This window comes from Clavibacter sp. CT19, from assembly GCF_027858075.1.
GTDB classification, from domain to species: domain Bacteria; phylum Actinomycetota; class Actinomycetes; order Actinomycetales; family Microbacteriaceae; genus Clavibacter; species Clavibacter tessellarius_A.
On sequence record NZ_JAQHYR010000003.1, the window covers coordinates 157143 to 172393 of the forward strand.

14 protein-coding genes are annotated in these 15251 nt (G+C 74.9%); 8 read left to right on the plus strand and 6 right to left on the minus strand.

Translation table 11 applies throughout. The features are described from left to right. Window positions 1-85 precede the first annotated feature (85 nt). The 5 genes from PED38_RS04835 to PED38_RS04855 form a co-directional block, all read right to left on the minus strand. The gene (locus tag PED38_RS04835) at window positions 86-487 is read right to left on the minus strand and encodes a hypothetical protein (protein WP_270980082.1); all 402 of its coding nucleotides are present in this window, start codon (window positions 485-487) and stop codon (window positions 86-88) included. Beyond that, on the minus strand, window positions 484-1098 hold the full coding sequence (locus PED38_RS04840; RefSeq protein ID WP_270980083.1) for a hypothetical protein: 615 nt from the start codon (window positions 1096-1098) through the stop codon (window positions 484-486). The genes PED38_RS04835 and PED38_RS04840 overlap by 4 nt, the downstream gene beginning before the upstream one ends. A gap of 81 nt (window positions 1099-1179) precedes the next feature. Next, window positions 1180-1308 (minus strand): hypothetical protein, encoded by a 129-nt coding sequence (locus PED38_RS04845; protein WP_011931910.1) that lies wholly within the window; start codon window positions 1306-1308, stop codon window positions 1180-1182. Between the two features lie 92 nt (window positions 1309-1400). Beyond that, window positions 1401-2690 (minus strand): adenylosuccinate synthase, encoded by a 1290-nt coding sequence (locus tag PED38_RS04850; protein WP_063070119.1) that lies wholly within the window; start codon window positions 2688-2690, stop codon window positions 1401-1403. 99 nt (window positions 2691-2789) lie between these two features. Beyond that, the gene (locus tag PED38_RS04855) at window positions 2790-3266 is read right to left on the minus strand and encodes a DUF3151 domain-containing protein (RefSeq protein ID WP_063070118.1); all 477 of its coding nucleotides are present in this window, start codon (window positions 3264-3266) and stop codon (window positions 2790-2792) included. Window positions 3267-3387: 121 nt separating this feature from the next. On the opposite strand from PED38_RS04855, the gene PED38_RS04860 reads away from it, so the two are divergent. Both PED38_RS04860 and PED38_RS04865 read left to right on the plus strand, forming a co-directional pair. Further along, window positions 3388-4554 (plus strand): exonuclease SbcCD subunit D, encoded by a 1167-nt coding sequence (locus PED38_RS04860; protein WP_270980088.1) that lies wholly within the window; start codon window positions 3388-3390, stop codon window positions 4552-4554. Beyond that, the gene (locus tag PED38_RS04865) at window positions 4554-7622 is read left to right on the plus strand and encodes an AAA family ATPase (protein WP_270980090.1); all 3069 of its coding nucleotides are present in this window, start codon (window positions 4554-4556) and stop codon (window positions 7620-7622) included. The genes PED38_RS04860 and PED38_RS04865 overlap by 1 nt, the downstream gene beginning before the upstream one ends. Here the strand turns inward: PED38_RS04865 and PED38_RS04870 are convergent. Beyond that, entirely contained in the window at window positions 7615-7818 is a 204-nt protein-coding gene (locus PED38_RS04870) for a hypothetical protein (RefSeq protein WP_270980091.1), read from the minus strand. The two genes, PED38_RS04865 and PED38_RS04870, sit on opposite strands and share 8 nt — an antisense overlap. A gap of 277 nt (window positions 7819-8095) precedes the next feature. Here PED38_RS04870 and PED38_RS04875 point away from each other — a divergent pair, with 277 nt between their 5' ends. The 6 genes from PED38_RS04875 (at window position 8096) to PED38_RS04900 (ending at window position 15127) form a co-directional block, all read left to right on the plus strand. Beyond that, a complete protein-coding gene (locus tag PED38_RS04875) occupies window positions 8096-9283 on the plus strand; it encodes an AraC family transcriptional regulator (RefSeq protein WP_270980093.1) in 1188 nt (395 codons plus the stop codon). Between the two features lie 92 nt (window positions 9284-9375). Further along, entirely contained in the window at window positions 9376-10098 is a 723-nt protein-coding gene (locus PED38_RS04880) for a TetR/AcrR family transcriptional regulator (RefSeq protein ID WP_063072324.1), read from the plus strand. Then, window positions 10095-10796 (plus strand): hypothetical protein, encoded by a 702-nt coding sequence (locus tag PED38_RS04885; RefSeq protein ID WP_270980096.1) that lies wholly within the window; start codon window positions 10095-10097, stop codon window positions 10794-10796. The genes PED38_RS04880 and PED38_RS04885 overlap by 4 nt, the downstream gene beginning before the upstream one ends. Then, window positions 10793-12898 (plus strand): YhgE/Pip family protein, encoded by a 2106-nt coding sequence (locus tag PED38_RS04890; RefSeq protein WP_270980097.1) that lies wholly within the window; start codon window positions 10793-10795, stop codon window positions 12896-12898. The genes PED38_RS04885 and PED38_RS04890 overlap by 4 nt, the downstream gene beginning before the upstream one ends. Before the next feature lie 110 nt (window positions 12899-13008). Beyond that, the gene (locus PED38_RS04895) at window positions 13009-13998 is read left to right on the plus strand and encodes a hypothetical protein (RefSeq protein WP_270980099.1); all 990 of its coding nucleotides are present in this window, start codon (window positions 13009-13011) and stop codon (window positions 13996-13998) included. A 103-nt stretch (window positions 13999-14101) separates the two neighbouring features. Then, window positions 14102-15127, plus strand: a complete 1026-nt coding sequence (locus PED38_RS04900; protein ID WP_063072328.1) for a hypothetical protein — start codon at window positions 14102-14104, stop codon at window positions 15125-15127. Window positions 15128-15251 lie beyond the last annotated feature (124 nt).

Here is a 15251-nt window from a genome sequence, read left to right on the forward strand (position 1 = left end):
CCCGATCGGGGGCGTCCTACCGCTCGACGACCAGCCGCCGTGACACCACCTGCTGCGCGAGCCGCGAGCCGCGAGTCGTGCAGCGCTATCCAGCCACCACCGCGGACGCGATCTCCAGCAGCGCCTCGTGTGCGCGACGCGCCCTGGCCACGTCGTCCGAGGAGACGGGGCGATGCGCGTAGCCCGCCTTGGTCTTCAGAGCGAGCAGCCTCTCGAGGTGCTTGGCCGCATCCGGGTCCGCCCGGCGGAGCATCGCCACCGACTCCTGGTGGTTGCCCGTCGGGGAGTACTCACCGCTCGCGACGATCGAGATGACGTCCCCGGAGGCGATGCCGGAATGCACCGCGAGGGTGACGTAGGCGTCGCCGAACTCGTCGGCGTCGTCGGAGGCCGCGTCCGCGAACAGCTCCGCGGCGTCCGCGAACTGCCTCGCCTTGCGGAATCGACCGTCCGCTTCGGTCCGCCCTGCTTCGCGAGCCGGTGTCATGCCGCTCCGACCTCCTTGCGGAAGCCCGCCGCGCTTCCCGTCAACACGATCCCCTCGTCGGCGATCGACCTGAGCAGCGGCTCCTCCGCGGCCGCCCCGCGGATGTCGTCGCGACCGTACTCGATGATCCGTGGATCGTTTCCCGTCCACCGATGGATCCGGCGTGCGAGCTCCGAGACGTCGTCGGACCATTCGTCGGAGGCGGGCCGATCCCGGACGAGCAGCAGGTCGAGGTCGCTGTCGAGCCGCATGGAGAGCCGCGCCCCCGAGCCGAAGAGGACGGCGAACAGGGGTGCGACGCGGAAGGCCGCGAGGGAGGCCCGGATGCGGTCGTGGAGCTCCCGATCGAGACGCGCGAGCTCCAGGATCGCCGGAGCTGCGAGATGGTCCCGGTTCAGCTTGTGCAGCACGGCCTTCCCGGCCGACTGGGTGTCGACCACGCCTTGCTCCGCCAGCCGGCGCAGGACCCGGCGGATGCCCTCGGGCGATCCCGAGCCCGCGAGGCTGCGGATCCGCGCGACCGTGAACCACGAGTCCGACCGGGCGAGCACGCGGAGGACGTCTCCATCGATCGTGGGAGTGATCGTGCGGAACGGATGCTGCAGTTGCATGCCCAGGATCGTAGTCGATCGCCAACTATCCTGGTCGATCGATCGGGTCTGACCTGATGCGCGCGCGAGCCTCGGGGCGTCCTACCGCTCGACGACCAGCCGCCGCAGCTCCGCCGACGACACGTAGCCGAAGCGGTGCAGCTCGCGCCACGCCGCCACGTACTGCTCCTGACCCATGTCGAGATCCGCCTGGAGTCGCTCGCGGTTCATGGTGCGCGCGTCGGCCCGGCTGAGGAAGCGCGCGAGGTCGGCGGCGTCCGTGCCGAGGCGGGCGTCGTCGGCCCAGCCGTCCTGGATCAGGGTCAGGCCTCGAGGAGGTCGTGCAGCACGACGACCTGCTCGCGCTCCGGGCCCACGCCGACGGCCGAGATGCGGGCGCCGCTCATGCGCTCGATGGCCATCACGTAGTCCTGCGCGTTCTTCGGCAGGTCGGCGAAGGTGCGGCAGCCCGTGATGTCCTCCTGCCAGCCCGGCAGCTCCTCGTAGACGGGCGTGGCGTGGTGGAAGTCGGACTGCGAGACGGGCACCTCGTCGTGGCGCACGCCGTCGACGTCGTAGGCGACGCAGACCGGGATGGTCGCGAGGCCCGAGAGCACGTCGAGCTTGGTGAGCACGAAGTCGGTGACGCCGTTGATGCGCGCCGTGTAGCGCGCGATGGGCGCGTCGTACCAGCCGCAGCGGCGCGGGCGGCCGGTGGTGGTGCCGAACTCGAAGCCCTTGGCGCGCAGGTACTCGCCCGACGCGTCGTGCAGCTCGGTGGGGAACGGGCCGGCGCCGACGCGGGTCGTGTACGCCTTGACGACCGCGATGATCCGCTCGAGCCGGTTGGGCGCGACGCCCGAGCCCGTGGCCGCGCCGCCCGAGGTGGCGCTGGAGGACGTGACGAACGGGTACGTGCCGTGGTCGATGTCGAGCATGGTGGCCTGGCCGGCCTCGAAGAGCACGGTCTTGCCCTCGTCCAGCGCGGCGTTCAGCTCGAGCGACGCGTCGCCGACCATGGGCCGCAGGCGCTCCACGTAGGAGAGCAGGCTCTCCACGATCTCGTCGGCCGAGATGGCGCGGCGGTTGTAGATCTTGACGAGCATGTGGTTCTTGGCGTCGAGGGCCGCCTCCACCTTCTGGCGCAGGATGTTCTCGTCGAAGAGGTCCTGGATCCGGATGCCGACGCGGTTGATCTTGTCGGCGTACGTAGGCCCGATGCCGCGGCCGGTGGTGCCGATCTGGCGCTTGCCGAGGAAGCGCTCCGTGACCTTGTCGATGGTGCGGTGGTAGTGCGTGATGACGTGCGCGTTCGCGCTGACGCGGAGGCGCGAGACGTCCACGCCGCGGGCGGCGAGTGCGTCGAGCTCGTGGAACAGCACCTCGATGTCGACGACGACGCCGTTGCCGATGACGGGCACGACGCCCGGCGTGAGGATGCCCGACGGCAGCAGGTGCAGCGCGTACTTCTCGTCGCCGACGACGACCGTGTGGCCGGCGTTGTTGCCGCCGTTGAACTTCACGACGTAGTCGACGCGGCTGCCGAGGAGGTCGGTCGCGCGTCCCTTGCCCTCGTCCCCCCACTGGGCTCCGATGATCACTACTGCGGGCATGGCTCACTCCTCGTCGGGGCGGGTCGGTCGGGGTGGATCGGGTGGCGTGCGGTGGTGCGGGCGGAGCTGCGGTGCGGGGTGCTGCGCGGAGCGGGCGGGTCAGTCCTGGCCGCGGATGACGATGGCCTCCGTGGGCGGGAGCGCCCCGGCGGTCGCGGCCTCGATGTGGCCGGCGGCCGTGGGATCCGCGTCGCGCAGGAAGGCGCTGAGGCGCGAGACCTCGTCCTCCTCGCCGATGGCGGCGGCCGCGCGACGCAGCGCGTAGAGGGAGCGGAGGACGCCGCGGTTCGGCTCGTGGCTCCACGGCACGGGGCCCTGGCCCTTCCAGCCGGACTTGCGCAGCGAGTCGAGCCCGCGGTGGTAGCCGACGCGCGCGAACGCGTAGGAGGCGATGCGGTCGCCCTGCACGTACGCGGAGTCGGCGAGCAGCGCCCAGACGAGCGACGACTGCGGGTGGTCGGCCGCGATGGCGCCGAGCGTGTCGTGATCGCCGTCGGCGTTCGCGATGCGGGCGGCGACCTCGGGCTCGTCGGCCAGGCGCGTCTCGGGGACGCCGAGCAGGTTCTCTCCAGTCACACTCGATCCTACCAAGGCGGTCCGGCCGGTCCTCCTGCGGCAGCCGCCCGGGCGGCCCGGCCGTGTCGGCGCCCTCCGGTAGCGTGACGGGCACCGCCGGCAGCCCCACGGAAGGACCCGCGTGCGCATCCTCCACACGAGCGACTGGCACCTCGGGCGCACCCTCCACGGCGAGGACCTGCACGCGCACCATGCCGCGTTCCTCGACCACCTCGTGGAGCTGGTCGAGGAGCGGGCGGTGGACGTGGTGCTCGTCGCCGGCGACGTCTACGACCGCGCGGTGCCCGGCGTGCCGAGCGTCACGCTGCTCGGTGACGCGCTCGCGCGGCTGAGCGCGCACGCCACCGTCATCGTCACGCCCGGCAACCACGACTCGGCCGCGCGCCTCGGGTTCGCGTCGGGGCTGCTGCGCGACGGGGTGCGCATCCTCGCGTCGGCCGAGGCGCTCGACGTGCCCGTGGTGCTCGACGACGCGGACGGGCCGGTCGCTATCTACGGGGTGCCGTACCTGGATCCGGATGCCGTGCGCGCGTCGCTCGCCGCCGCCGGCGCCCCTCCCCTGCCGCGCTCGCACGAGGCCGTGCTGGGCGCGGCGATGGACCGGGTGCGCGCCGACGCCGCCGGACGACCGGAGGCGCGCGTGGTCGTGGTCGCGCACGCCTTCGTCACGGGCGCGGCGGCCAGCGAGAGCGAGCGGGACATCCGCGTGGGCGGGTTCGACCAGGTGCCGGCTTCGGTGTTCCGGGGCGCGGACTACGTGGCGCTCGGGCACCTGCACGGGGCGCAGGAGGTGCGGGCGGCGGGATCGGCGCGGCCCGTCATCCGATACTCCGGCTCGCCGCTCGCCTTCTCCTTCGGGGAGCGGATGCAGCGCAAGTCGAGCGCGCTCGTCGAGCTGGCGGCCGACGGATCCACCGCGGTCGAGCTGATCGACGCCCCCGTGCCGCGGCGGCTCGACGAGGTCACGGGGACGCTCGCGGAGATCACGGACGGCCGGTTCGCGCACCTCGCCGACGCGTGGCTGCGGGTGCACGTGACGGATCCGGTGCATCCGGCCCACCTCGTGGCGCGTGTGCGGGAGGCGCTGCCGCACGCGCTCGTGGTGCTGCACGAGCCGGAGGGGGGCGTCGAGGGCGTGCGGTCGCGGGTGGTGGACGCCACGACGGATCCGCTCGAGGTCGCCGCCGACTTCGTGGAGCACGCGACGGGCGCGCCGCCCACCGACGCCGAGGCGCTCGTCCTCCGCCAGGCGTACGAGCAGGCCCTCGCCGCGGACCGGAGCGCCTGATGGACCTGCACCGCCTCACCCTGCGCGCCATCGGTCCGTTCGCCGGCGAGCACGTCATCGACGTGGCCGAGCTCGGGCGGTCGGGCCTGTTCCTGCTCGAGGGGCCCACCGGATCCGGGAAGTCGACGCTCATCGACGCGATCGTGTTCGCGCTCTACGGGTCGCTCGCGAGCGAGGGGTCGAGCCGCGACCGCCTGCACAGCCACCACGCGGCGCCGGGCGTGGAGCCGTACGTGGAGCTCGTGTTCGAGACGGCCGCGGGCATCCACCGGGTGCGCCGGAGCCCGCAGCACCAGCGCCCGAAGGCGCGCGGCACGGGGACCACGAACCAGAACGCGACCGCGAAGCTGTTCCGGCTGTCGTCGCCCGAGGCCGACGCGGGCGAGGTGCTCGGCACCAGCACGCAGGAGGTGGGCACGGAGATCGCGCGCATCGTGGGGCTCACGCGCGCGCAGTTCGTGCAGACCGTCGTGCTGCCGCAGGGCGAGTTCGCGGAGTTCCTGCGCTCGACGGGCGAGCAGCGGCGGCTGGTGCTGCAGTCGCTGTTCGGCACGGCCGTCTACGACGTCACCGCGAAGCAGCTCGCCGAGATGCGGACGGCCGCGAAGGCGCGCACCGACGCGGCGGACGCGAAGGTGGCGGAGGCGCTCACGGGCCTCCGCGAGGCGACGCGCGTGGAGGCGCTCGCGGTCGACGACGCGGCCGACACCGTGCGGCTCCTGGCCGAGCTGGCGGATGCGGCGGACGCGGCGCGCGAGGAGGACGAGGCCGCGCGGCGCCGGACGGCGGCGGCGCTCGCGGAGGCGGAGCGCATCACCCGGGCGCTCGAGCGGCGCCGCTCGCTCATGGCGCGCGCGGAGGCGCTGCGCACCGAGGCCGACGAGGTCGCGCGACTCGCGGCGCGGCTGGAGGAGGCGCGGCGGGCGGAGGCGGTCGTCGGGCCGCTGGCCGCGCGCGACCGCGCCGAGGCGGCCGGGGAGCGGGCGCGCACCGCCGAGGACGCGGCGCGGACGGCGTGCCGGGAGGCGCGGCCGACGCTCGCGGACGCTCCCGCGACCGACCTCTCCGCGCGACGTGACGCCCTGGTCGCGGAGCTCGCGACCCTCGCCGACGCCGAGGCGCGCGAGCGCGGCCTGCCCGGTCGACGGTCCGAGGTGCGCGCCGCCGAGGCCGCCGTCGCCGCGCGCGAGGCGGAGGCCGCCGCGGCCGAGGAGACGCTCGAGGAGCGGCCGGCCGCGCGGATCCCGCTGGTCGAGGCGCGCGATGCCGCGGCCGGAGCGGCGGGCGGCATCGAGGCGGCGCGCGCTGCGGTCGCCGACGCGGAGGCCACCCGACGGAAGGCCGCGGCGCTCGTCGCGCAGGACGCGCGCATCACCGCGGCCCGGGCCGCGCTGGACACGAGCTCGGCCGCCGCGGGCGATGCCGTGCGGCACGAGGCGGAGCTGCGCCAGCGCAAGGTCCGCGGGCTCGCGGGCGAGCTGGCGCGCGAGCTGGTGGCGGGCGCGCCGTGCCCCGTGTGCGGATCCGCGGATCACCCGCTCCCCGCCCCGAGTGCCCCCGGGCACCCGGACGACGACGAGATCGACGCCGCCGCCGACGCGCGCGAGCGGGCCGGGCGCGCGCAGGCCGAGGCCGCGGCGGCGCTGGCCGCGGAGACGGCGCGGCGCGAGGCCATGGCCGCCGAGCTGGACGGCGTCACGCGCGAGGAGGCGGAGCACGAGGTCGCCGACCGCACGGCGCGCCTCGCCGAGGCGGAGGCCGCGGGCGGCGCGCTGCGGGAGGCCGAGGCGCGGCTCGCGGCCCACGACGCCGACACGGAGCGGATCCGCGTCCGCCGAGAGGACGCGCGCGCCGCGCTCTCGGGTCTCCGCGAGCGCGTGATCCGGGCGCGCGAGCGGCTCGCGGAGGACGCGGAGGCGGTGCGCGCGGCGCTGCGCGCGGCCGGCGTCGACCCCGCGATCGCACCCGCCGACGCCGCCCGCGCCGCCGACGCCGACGGGCCCGGCGACGGCGACGCTGACGCTGACGCTGATGTCTCCGCCACCCCGCGCGTCGCCGCCCTCGTCGCCGACCGCGCCGACGAGCGCGCCCTCGTCGAACGGCTCCTCGCGCTCGCGGCCGACCGCGCGCGCACGGCCGCCGACGCGGAGGCACGCGCCGCGGAGCTCGCCGACGCCCTCGCCGCCCGGTCGTTCGCGTCGGAGGACGACGCCCGCGCCGCCGCCCTGCCGCCGGCCGAGCTCCCGGCGCTCGCGCAGCGGGTCGCCGCGCACGAGCGGGAGCAGGCGGTGGTCGCGGCGAGCCTGGTGGATCCGGAGGTCGCGACGCTCACGGGCGCCGAGGACGCGGATCCGGCCGCCGCCCGCACCGCCGCGGACGCCGCCGAGGCCGCCGCCCGCACCACCGCCGAGCGCACCGCCCGCGCCCGCGATCGCGCCGACCGGAGCGCCGCCGCCCTCGCCCGGCACGACGTCGCGCGCCGCGCGAGCGCGCAGGCGGGCGAGGAGGCGCGCGCCGCCATCCGCATGTCCGAGGTCGCGAACGCCACCACACCCGAGAACACCCGCGGCCTCACGCTCGGCACGTACGTGCTCCTCCGCCGCTTCGAGGACGTGGTGCAGGCGGCGAACGCGCGCCTGCGGATCATGTCGAGCGGCCGCTACGAGCTGGAGGTGAGCGAGGAGCGGGAGGCGACGAGCCGATCGCGGAAGACGGGCCTGGCCCTGCAGATCCGCGACCACGTCACCGACCGCGTGCGCGAGCCCGCGAGCTTCTCCGGCGGCGAGACCTTCTACGCGTCGCTCAGCCTCGCGCTCGGCCTCGCCGACGTCGTGCAGGCCGAGGCGGGCGGGCTCCAGCTCGGGACGCTGTTCGTCGACGAGGGATTCGGCACGCTGGATCCGGAGACGCTCGACGCCGTCATGTCCGAGCTCGGGCGCCTCTCCTCCGACGGCCGCACGGTCGGCATCGTCAGCCACGTGGAGGAGCTCAAGCAGCGCGTCGCCGACCGGATCGAGGTGCGACGCCTCCCGGACGGCTCCTCGACGCTCACGTCCACGGTCAGCTGAACGGGTCGCGCCGCTTCGCCGCGAGGTGCCGCCGCCAGTAGAAGGTCGCCCCGCCGCCGAGGCCCGCGGCCAGCGCGAAGGCCACGACGCCCACCACCCCGAGGCCGCCGCCGGTCTGAACGGTGACGACGCCGAGCGCCACCATCACGAGGCACGAGCGCAGCAGGATGAAGGCCAGGGACCGGTCGCTCGTCATGCGGCGCCTCTCGGGAGTCGGGGCGCGGGGGTCGCGCGCGGGACGAGCCTACGGGCCGGCGCCGTGCGGATCCCGCGCACGCGGGTCCACGGCATGACCACCGTCCGGGGGACACGCGTTCGCTCAGCGGATAGCCGCGGAGCGCGCACCCGCTCTCCCATGGGCCCGTGCCGAACCACAGGACGCCTCCCGAGCCGCGGAGGCCCCTCCCCGCAGGAGCGCCATGCAAGATGAGCGGGAGGGTGGAGACGAACGACACCCAGAGACATCGGGGACCATGACGACCACGCTGACACCCACCGGAACGAGGGATCCCTCGCGCCGCCCGCGCACGCCGCAGACCGCTACGGTCGATGACGCCCTCGCGACGCCGGTGGCGACGGACGCCGTCGACGCCGCCGCGGTCGTCGCCGCGGCCACCGCGATGATCGACTCCGCCGCCGACGACGACGCCGCCGCAGCCGCAGCCGCCCCCATCGACCTCCGCGAGGCCCCCGATAGCTCCCCCGCCGACGCCGAGCCGGACCCGTTCGTCCGCGCCGTCATGGCGGGCGCCGACATCGACGAGGCCACCGCGAGCTTCGGGCCCGTTCTCGAGGGGATCCGGTTCGCCCGCGACCGCCGCACGAACTCCTTCTCCTACCGCTACGCCGTCCTCGGCAGCGAGCGCGTGACCCTCCGCACCTCGCGCATCGCGGGCACGCAGTGGGCCGAGAGCCCGCAGCGGCCCGAACACGTGGTCACCTGGTTCCTCGAGGGGCAGATCACCGTCGACCGCGGATCCCGCGCCGTCTCCTCCCAGGGCCAGCTCCCGTTCCTCTTCCCCACCGGCCGCCCGTTCCAGTACCAGGCGAGCTCGACCCGCCAGAACTGCGTGCACCTGGACGCGGCGTTCCTCGAGGAGACCGCGACCGAGTTCCACCACGGCCCCGCCCGTCCGCTCCTCTTCGAGCACCGCAGCGTGCCGACCGCCGAGACGGCCGCCGTCTGGCGCCGTGCCGTGGCCGCCGCCGCCCCCGTCATCACGGATCCCGACGCGTCCCCGCTGATGCGCCTCGAGGCCGACCTGGCGATGGCGCGCGCGACCCTCCGCCTCTTCCCGTGGGACGACGTGGAGCTCCCGTCCGAGCTGCGCGCACCGCGCATGGCGCACATCCGCGTCGCCGTGGAGTACCTGCACCACAACGCGCACCTGCCGATCACGCCCGCCGAGGCCGCGGCCGCCGCCGGCATCTCGACGCGCGTCCTCCAGCTCGCGCTCCGCCGCCACCACGGCCAGACGCCCACGGAGTACCTGCGCGGGATCCGCCTCCGCCGGGTGCGCGCCGAGCTCCTGGACGCGACGCCCGCCACCACGACCGTCCGCAGCGTCGCCGAGCAGTGGGGCTTCGCGCACCTCGGCAGGTTCGCGGCGTCGTACGCGTCGGCCTTCGGCGAGCTCCCCAGCGAGACGCTCCGGAGCTGACGCCGGCGCGGGAGGCGCGGGCGTCGACTCCCGAGACCGTGAGTGCGCCCAGCAACTTGCACACGACTGTGCAAGATAGCTAGCCTGGTCTCATGACCTCCCTCGCCTCCGCCCGCGCGCCCCGCAAGGACGCCGCGACGAACCGCCAGGCCCTGATCGAGGCGGCCGTCGTCGCGCTCGACCGCGACCCGGACGCCTCCCTCGAGACCATCGCGACCACGGCCGGTCTCAGCCGCCGCGCCGTCTACGGGCACTTCGCCACTCGCGACGACCTCGTCCGAGAGGTGGTGCAGCGCGGCGCCCGGCGCATCGTCGAGGCGCTGGCCGGCATCACGCACGACGACAGCCGGATCCACGTCGCCCTCATCGGCGCGCGCCTCTGGGCCGAGGTCGAGCAGGTGCGCGTGATGGCGCGGGTCGCCGTGCGCGGGCCGCTCGCCCGCGAGGTGGGCGGCGAGCTGGCGCCGCTGCGCGCCGAGTTGCTGCGGGTCGTCGAGCGCGGCATCGCCGCGGACGAGCTGCGCGGCGACATCCCCGCGCCGACGCTCGCGCGCCTGATCGAGGGCGGCGCGCTCGCGGTGCTCGACGAGGCGACGCGCAGCGACATCGGCCGCGCGGAGGGCCACACCCTCGTGATCCTCACCTCGCTCGCGCTGTGCGGACTCGACTGGCGGGCGGCGGGCGAGCTGATCGCCGCGACGCCCGAGCTGCGCGAGGTCGCGCCGCGCGCCGCCGAGGCGCCCGCGCCCATCGCCCCCGCAGCAGCCGCCCCCGTGCCCGTCTCCCCCGCGCCCACCGCGGGAGCCGCCTCGTGATCGTCACCCTGACCGACGCGCGCGTCGGCGACGGCCCCGCCCCCGCCCTGCCCGCGATCTCCCTCTGCTACGGCGGCCCGGAGCCCGTGGTCGCCGTCGCCGAGACCGAGCTGCGGCCCACCGTGCTGTCGCTCGTCGCGTCCGGCCGGATGCGGATCGACGGCGGCGCGCTCGCGCTGGACGGCGACGGCACCGCCGGCACCGACGCCGGCGCCGACGCCAAGGACGTGGCCGCGCTGATCGCCGAGCGGGTCGCGCTCGTCGACACCCCGCGGATCAACGAGCCCGCCGACGACGTGTCGCTCCGCGCGGTCGTCGCCGAGGAGCTCGCCCTCGCCGGGCACCGCTCCGGCCGGCACGAGGTGGGCGTCATCCTCGACGATCAAGGCCTCGCCGACCTCGCCCGCGCCCCCTTCTCCGCGGTCCCCGCGGTCGCCCGCATCCGCCTCCTCACGACGCTCGCCGCCAGCCGCGCGGGCGTCGAGGCCGTCGTCGTCACCTCGCCCGAGCGGCACGGCGGCGCGGTCGGCGAGTGGATGCGCGTCCTCCGCGACCTCGCCCGCTCCGGCACCGGCGTCCTCGTCGTCACGAGCGAGGCCGCCGCCGAGGCCATCGCCGCGCTCCCCGCCGACGACGCGAGCGCCGCGCCCGCCACCCCCGAACCCACCCCCTCGATCGACGGAACGCAGACCCGATGAGACTCCTCCCCCTGGTGCGCGCCGAGCTGACGCGCCTCACCGCCACCACCATGTCCAAGATCGCGCTCGTCGCGCTCGTGCTGGTGCCCGTGCTCTACGGCGGCCTCTACCTCTGGGCGAACCAGGATCCGTACAGCAGCCTCGACAGGGTCCCCGCCGCGCTCGTCGTGGCCGACCAGGGCGCCACGGTCGACGGGAAGCCGGTCGACTACGGATCCGACGTCGCGAAGGACGTGCTCGACGACGCGTCCTTCGACTGGCACGAGGTCTCCTCCGCCGAGGCGCGCACCGGGCTCGAGGACGGCACGTACGACTTCACGCTGACGATCCCGTCCGGCTTCTCCGCCGCGCTGAGCTCGGCGTCGGGCACGGACCCGCAGCAGGCCCGCGTGGTCATGGCCACCGACGACGCCAACAGCTACCTCGCCACCACGATCGCGCAGCAGGCCGGCGCGCGGATCACGAAGTCGGTCGCCTCGCGCGTCGGCACCGAGGCCGCGGGCAAGCTCCTCCTCGGTCTCGCGGACGTGCGCTCCAGCCTCGGCGACGCGGCGTCCGGCGCGCAGCAGCTCGTCGACGGATCCGCGTCCGCGCGCTCCGGCGCCGATTCGCTGGCGGACGGCAACGCGAAGCTCGCGACCGGAGCGGACATGCTCTCCTCCGGCCTCAGCCAGCTCCGCACGGGGACGGCGCAGCTCCCCGCGCAGACCCAGAAGCTCGCGACGGGCGCCGACCAGGTCGCGTCGGGTGCGGCCACGCTCTCCTCCGGCGCGACCGAGCTGTCGACCGGCGCAGCGGCGCTCACGCCGGGCGCGCAGCAGACGGCGGCGGGCGCGCGCCAGGTGGCCGATGGCAACGCGCAGATCGCGACCCTCGGATCCACCGCCACCACGAGCGTGGACCAGCTCGCCGGGAGGGTGCCGGCGCTCCGGACGGCCATCCAGGACCGCATGGCCAAGGCGGGCATCCCGCAGGCCGACATCGACGCGGCCCTGGCGAAGCTCGACGTGCTGGGCACCGACATCACGGGCGCCGCCGCGAAGGCCGACGGCCTCAACACCCGGCTCCAGACCCTCGCCGCCGGCAGCGAGCAGGTCGCCCAGGGCAGCGCCCAGGTGGCCGATGGCGCGGCCAAGCTGCAGACCGGATCCGCCTCCCTCGCGACCGGCGCCGGCACGCTCGCGTCCGGCAGCTCGCAGGTCGCGACGGGCGCGGATGCGCTCGCGAAGGCCTCCCCCGCGCTCGCGTCGGGCATCGCGAAGGCCGCCGACGGCAGCGCGACCCTCGCGACCGGCGCGCACTCCGCGTCCGACGGCGCGACCTCGCTCGCGTCCGGGCTCGGCACGCTGCAGGACGGCACCGTGAAGCTGCGCGACGGCCTCGACTCCGGGCTCGACCAGATCCCCGCGTCGACCGAGGCGCAGCGCGACGCGCAGGCCGACACGATCGGCGATCCCGTCGCGCTCCGGCAGGACGCCGTGACCCAGGCCGGCGAGTACGGCGCCGGGCTCGCGCCGTTCTTCATCAGCCTCGCCGCGTGGATCGGCATCTACGCCCTGTTCCTCATCGTGAAGCCGCTGTCGCGGCGGGCGATCACGGCCCGCAAGGCGCCGCTGCGGATCACGCTCGCCGGCTGGCTGACGCCCGCGCTCCTCGGCGTCGTGCAGATGGCCGGCCTCTACGCGATCGTCGCCGGGGCGCTCGGCTTCCGCATCGCCCACCCCCTCGCCATGTACGGGACGATGGTGCTCGCCTCCATCACGTTCGCGGCGATCATCCTCGCGCTCAACGTGCTGCTCGGCAGCGTCGGCCAGTTCCTCGGCCTCGTGCTCATGGTCGTGCAGCTCGTCACCGCGGGCGGCACGTTCCCCTGGCAGACCCTGCCCGGCCCGCTCGCCGCGCTGCACCACGTGCTGCCCATGAGCTTCGCGGTGGATGCCCTCCGCCAGCTCATGTACGGCGGCGACCTCGGGCAGGCCGCCCAGGACGCCGGCGTGCTCGCGCTGTGGCTGGTCGCGGGGCTCGCGGTGGCGCTGGCCGGCGCGATCCGCATCACGTCGCACCGCACGCTGCGCGACCTGCGTCCGTCGCTGATCGGGTGATCCGTCCGGCGCGCGCGGGGACGGTCCCCGCGCGCGCCGCGCCGCCGCCCTACCATCGGCGGGTGCCACTCGATACGCGCCCACTGACCGAGCGGGTCGATCGTCGCGCGGTGCGGGAGTACCGGCGCACCCTGCCGGAGGGCGCCATCCCGCTCCTCAGCGACACCGTGCTCGACTTCCTCCGGCTCGCCGGGTGGCCCCTCTTGTTGGTCGTGACGATGCTCCTGGGGATCGACGCCGGCAATTGGACGCGGGCGCTCCCGATCGTCGGCATCCCGCTCCTCCCCGTCCTCATCGGAGCGACGATCGCGGCGCGTGCGCTGCGCAAGCGCTCCGGGGTGCGGCAGTACCGGTTGCACCGCTTCGCGGAGGCGAACGGGCTCACCTACTGGCCCGTGTCGCGGCCACCGCGCTACCCGGGGATGGTGCTGGCGCGACCCTTCCCCTACGAGCACCGCGTCCACGACCGGTTCCTCCGTCGGGACGGACGCCCGTTCGACCTCGGCGACTACTCCTGGAAGAGGAGCAACCAGCGCATCGAGCCGACGCACCGCTGGGGATACGTGATGATCCCCCTGCCCACGCGACTCCCCCACATCGTGCTCGACTCGCGCAGCAACGACTCGCTCTGGCACCCCGGGCTGCCCGACGCTCTGGACCGTGACCAGCGCGTCTCCCTCGAGGGTGACTTCGATCGCCACTTCACCCTCTACTGCCCGCGCGGCTACGAGCGGGACGCGCTGTACCTCTTCACGCCGGACGTCATGGCGCGCTTCATCGACACCGCGTCCGGGCTCGACGTGGAGATCATCGACGAGTACCTGCTGATGTACTCCCCCGGCGGCCTCGTCACCACGGATCCCGCCGCATGGGAGGCGCTCATGGTCACCGTGGACGCGGTGCAGGAGAAAGTGGCGCGATGGAGCCGTTGGCGCGATGCGACCCCGGCCGAGGAGACGGCCGCCGCGGGCGTCGCGAGCGGTGCGCGTCACTCACCTCGCCATGTGGCGACGCGGGGGCGCCTCACGACGCACCTGCACTGGTGGCAGATCGCGATCATCGCGATCGCCATCATCGTCGTCGTCCTGCGCCTCACGTAGGGCTCGCCTCCCCCATGGGCGCGATCCTGAGATGCCGGGTGCGGGGCGCGTGCAGCCGGGACACCTCGATCGGCGACAGGCCCCACCGCCCTACCATCGTCGGATGCGACTCGACACGCGGCCCCTGATCGCCCGCGTCGACAGGCAGGCTCGCGAGCAGCTCCGGCGGCGGTACCCCGAGAGGAAGCGCCTGCCCGACCTGCGCAGCCTCTACTACGCCGTGCTCCCGGTGCTGTGGATCGCGTCGGTCATGTCGATCACCGCAAGCGAGGGGTCCCACGCGAAGGCCCCGCCGGCGTGGATCCTCGGGTCGCTCTTCATCGGCCTGCACCTGAAGCGCGTGCTGCCCTTCTTCCGCACTTCGGACCGGCGCCGCTGCCGGCTCAAGGGCTTCGCCGACGCGAACGGCTTCTGGTACGACATCACCCGGCACAGCCCGGACTACCCGGGCATGATCTTCGCGCGCTCGTCCTGGGGCGAGTCGGAGATCCGCGACCGGTTCGAGCGGCGCTCGGGCCCGACCCTCGACATCGGCGACCACCAGCGGCGGAAGCTGCCGTTCCTCGCCGCCCGCGTGCACCGCTGGGGGTACGTGATGATGCGCCTCCCGGTGCCGCTGCCCCACATCGTGCTCGACTCCCGCCGCAACAACTCGCTGTTCCACTCCGATCTGCCGGAGGCGGTGGGCCGGCATCAGCGGGTCTCCCTGGAGGGCGACTTCGACCGCCACTTCACGCTCTACTGCCCGGTCGGCGCGGAACGGGACGCGCTCTACCTCTTCACCCCCGACGTGATGGCCCGCTTCATCGACACGGCCGCGGGGCTCGATGTCGAGATCGTCGACGACCACCTCTTCCTGTACTCCCCCGGCGGGATCATCACGACCGACCCGGCGGCCTGGGAGCGCCTGATGGAGACGGTCGAGGCCGTGGAGGAGAAGGTCGCCCGCTGGGGACGCTGGCGCGGGTCGCCGATGCGCGAGACCGCGGACGCCGAGGACGGGGTCGGGAGCCCTCGCGCGGCGATCACCGCCCCGCGCCTGCGGACGCATCCGCACGTCTGGTACCAGGCCACGTGGCTCGTGGTCATCGTCACGTGCGTGGTCTGGTTCCTGTCCGCGCCGAGGTGATGCGCGCGAGCGGTCGCCGCTCGGCCGTCGCGGATCGGGGAGAGGGCGCACGGCGGGTCGCGTGGCGCCCCTACTCTTCCCGCGACCCGCACATCCGGGAGGACGCACGCCGTGCGCCGAGCGG

Excerpts from the sequence above, each read along its gene's own strand:
- PED38_RS04880 (WP_063072324.1), top strand. The coding sequence starts at position 9,376 with ATGACCTCCCTCGCCTCCGCCCGCGCGCCCCGCAAGGACGCCGCGACG.
- PED38_RS04835 (WP_270980082.1), bottom strand. The coding sequence starts at position 487 with ATGACACCGGCTCGCGAAGCAGGGCGGACCGAAGCGGACGGTCGATTC.
- PED38_RS04870 (WP_270980091.1), bottom strand. The coding sequence starts at position 7,818 with ATGACGAGCGACCGGTCCCTGGCCTTCATCCTGCTGCGCTCGTGCCTC.
- PED38_RS04850 (WP_063070119.1), bottom strand. The coding sequence starts at position 2,690 with ATGCCCGCAGTAGTGATCATCGGAGCCCAGTGGGGGGACGAGGGCAAG.
- PED38_RS04875 (WP_270980093.1), top strand. The coding sequence starts at position 8,096 with ATGACGACCACGCTGACACCCACCGGAACGAGGGATCCCTCGCGCCGC.
- PED38_RS04900 (WP_063072328.1), top strand. The coding sequence starts at position 14,102 with ATGCGACTCGACACGCGGCCCCTGATCGCCCGCGTCGACAGGCAGGCT.
- PED38_RS04840 (WP_270980083.1), bottom strand. The coding sequence starts at position 1,098 with ATGCAACTGCAGCATCCGTTCCGCACGATCACTCCCACGATCGATGGA.
- PED38_RS04845 (WP_011931910.1), bottom strand. The coding sequence starts at position 1,308 with ATGAACCGCGAGCGACTCCAGGCGGATCTCGACATGGGTCAGGAGCAG.
- PED38_RS04865 (WP_270980090.1), top strand. The coding sequence starts at position 4,554 with ATGGACCTGCACCGCCTCACCCTGCGCGCCATCGGTCCGTTCGCCGGC.
- PED38_RS04890 (WP_270980097.1), top strand. The coding sequence starts at position 10,793 with ATGAGACTCCTCCCCCTGGTGCGCGCCGAGCTGACGCGCCTCACCGCC.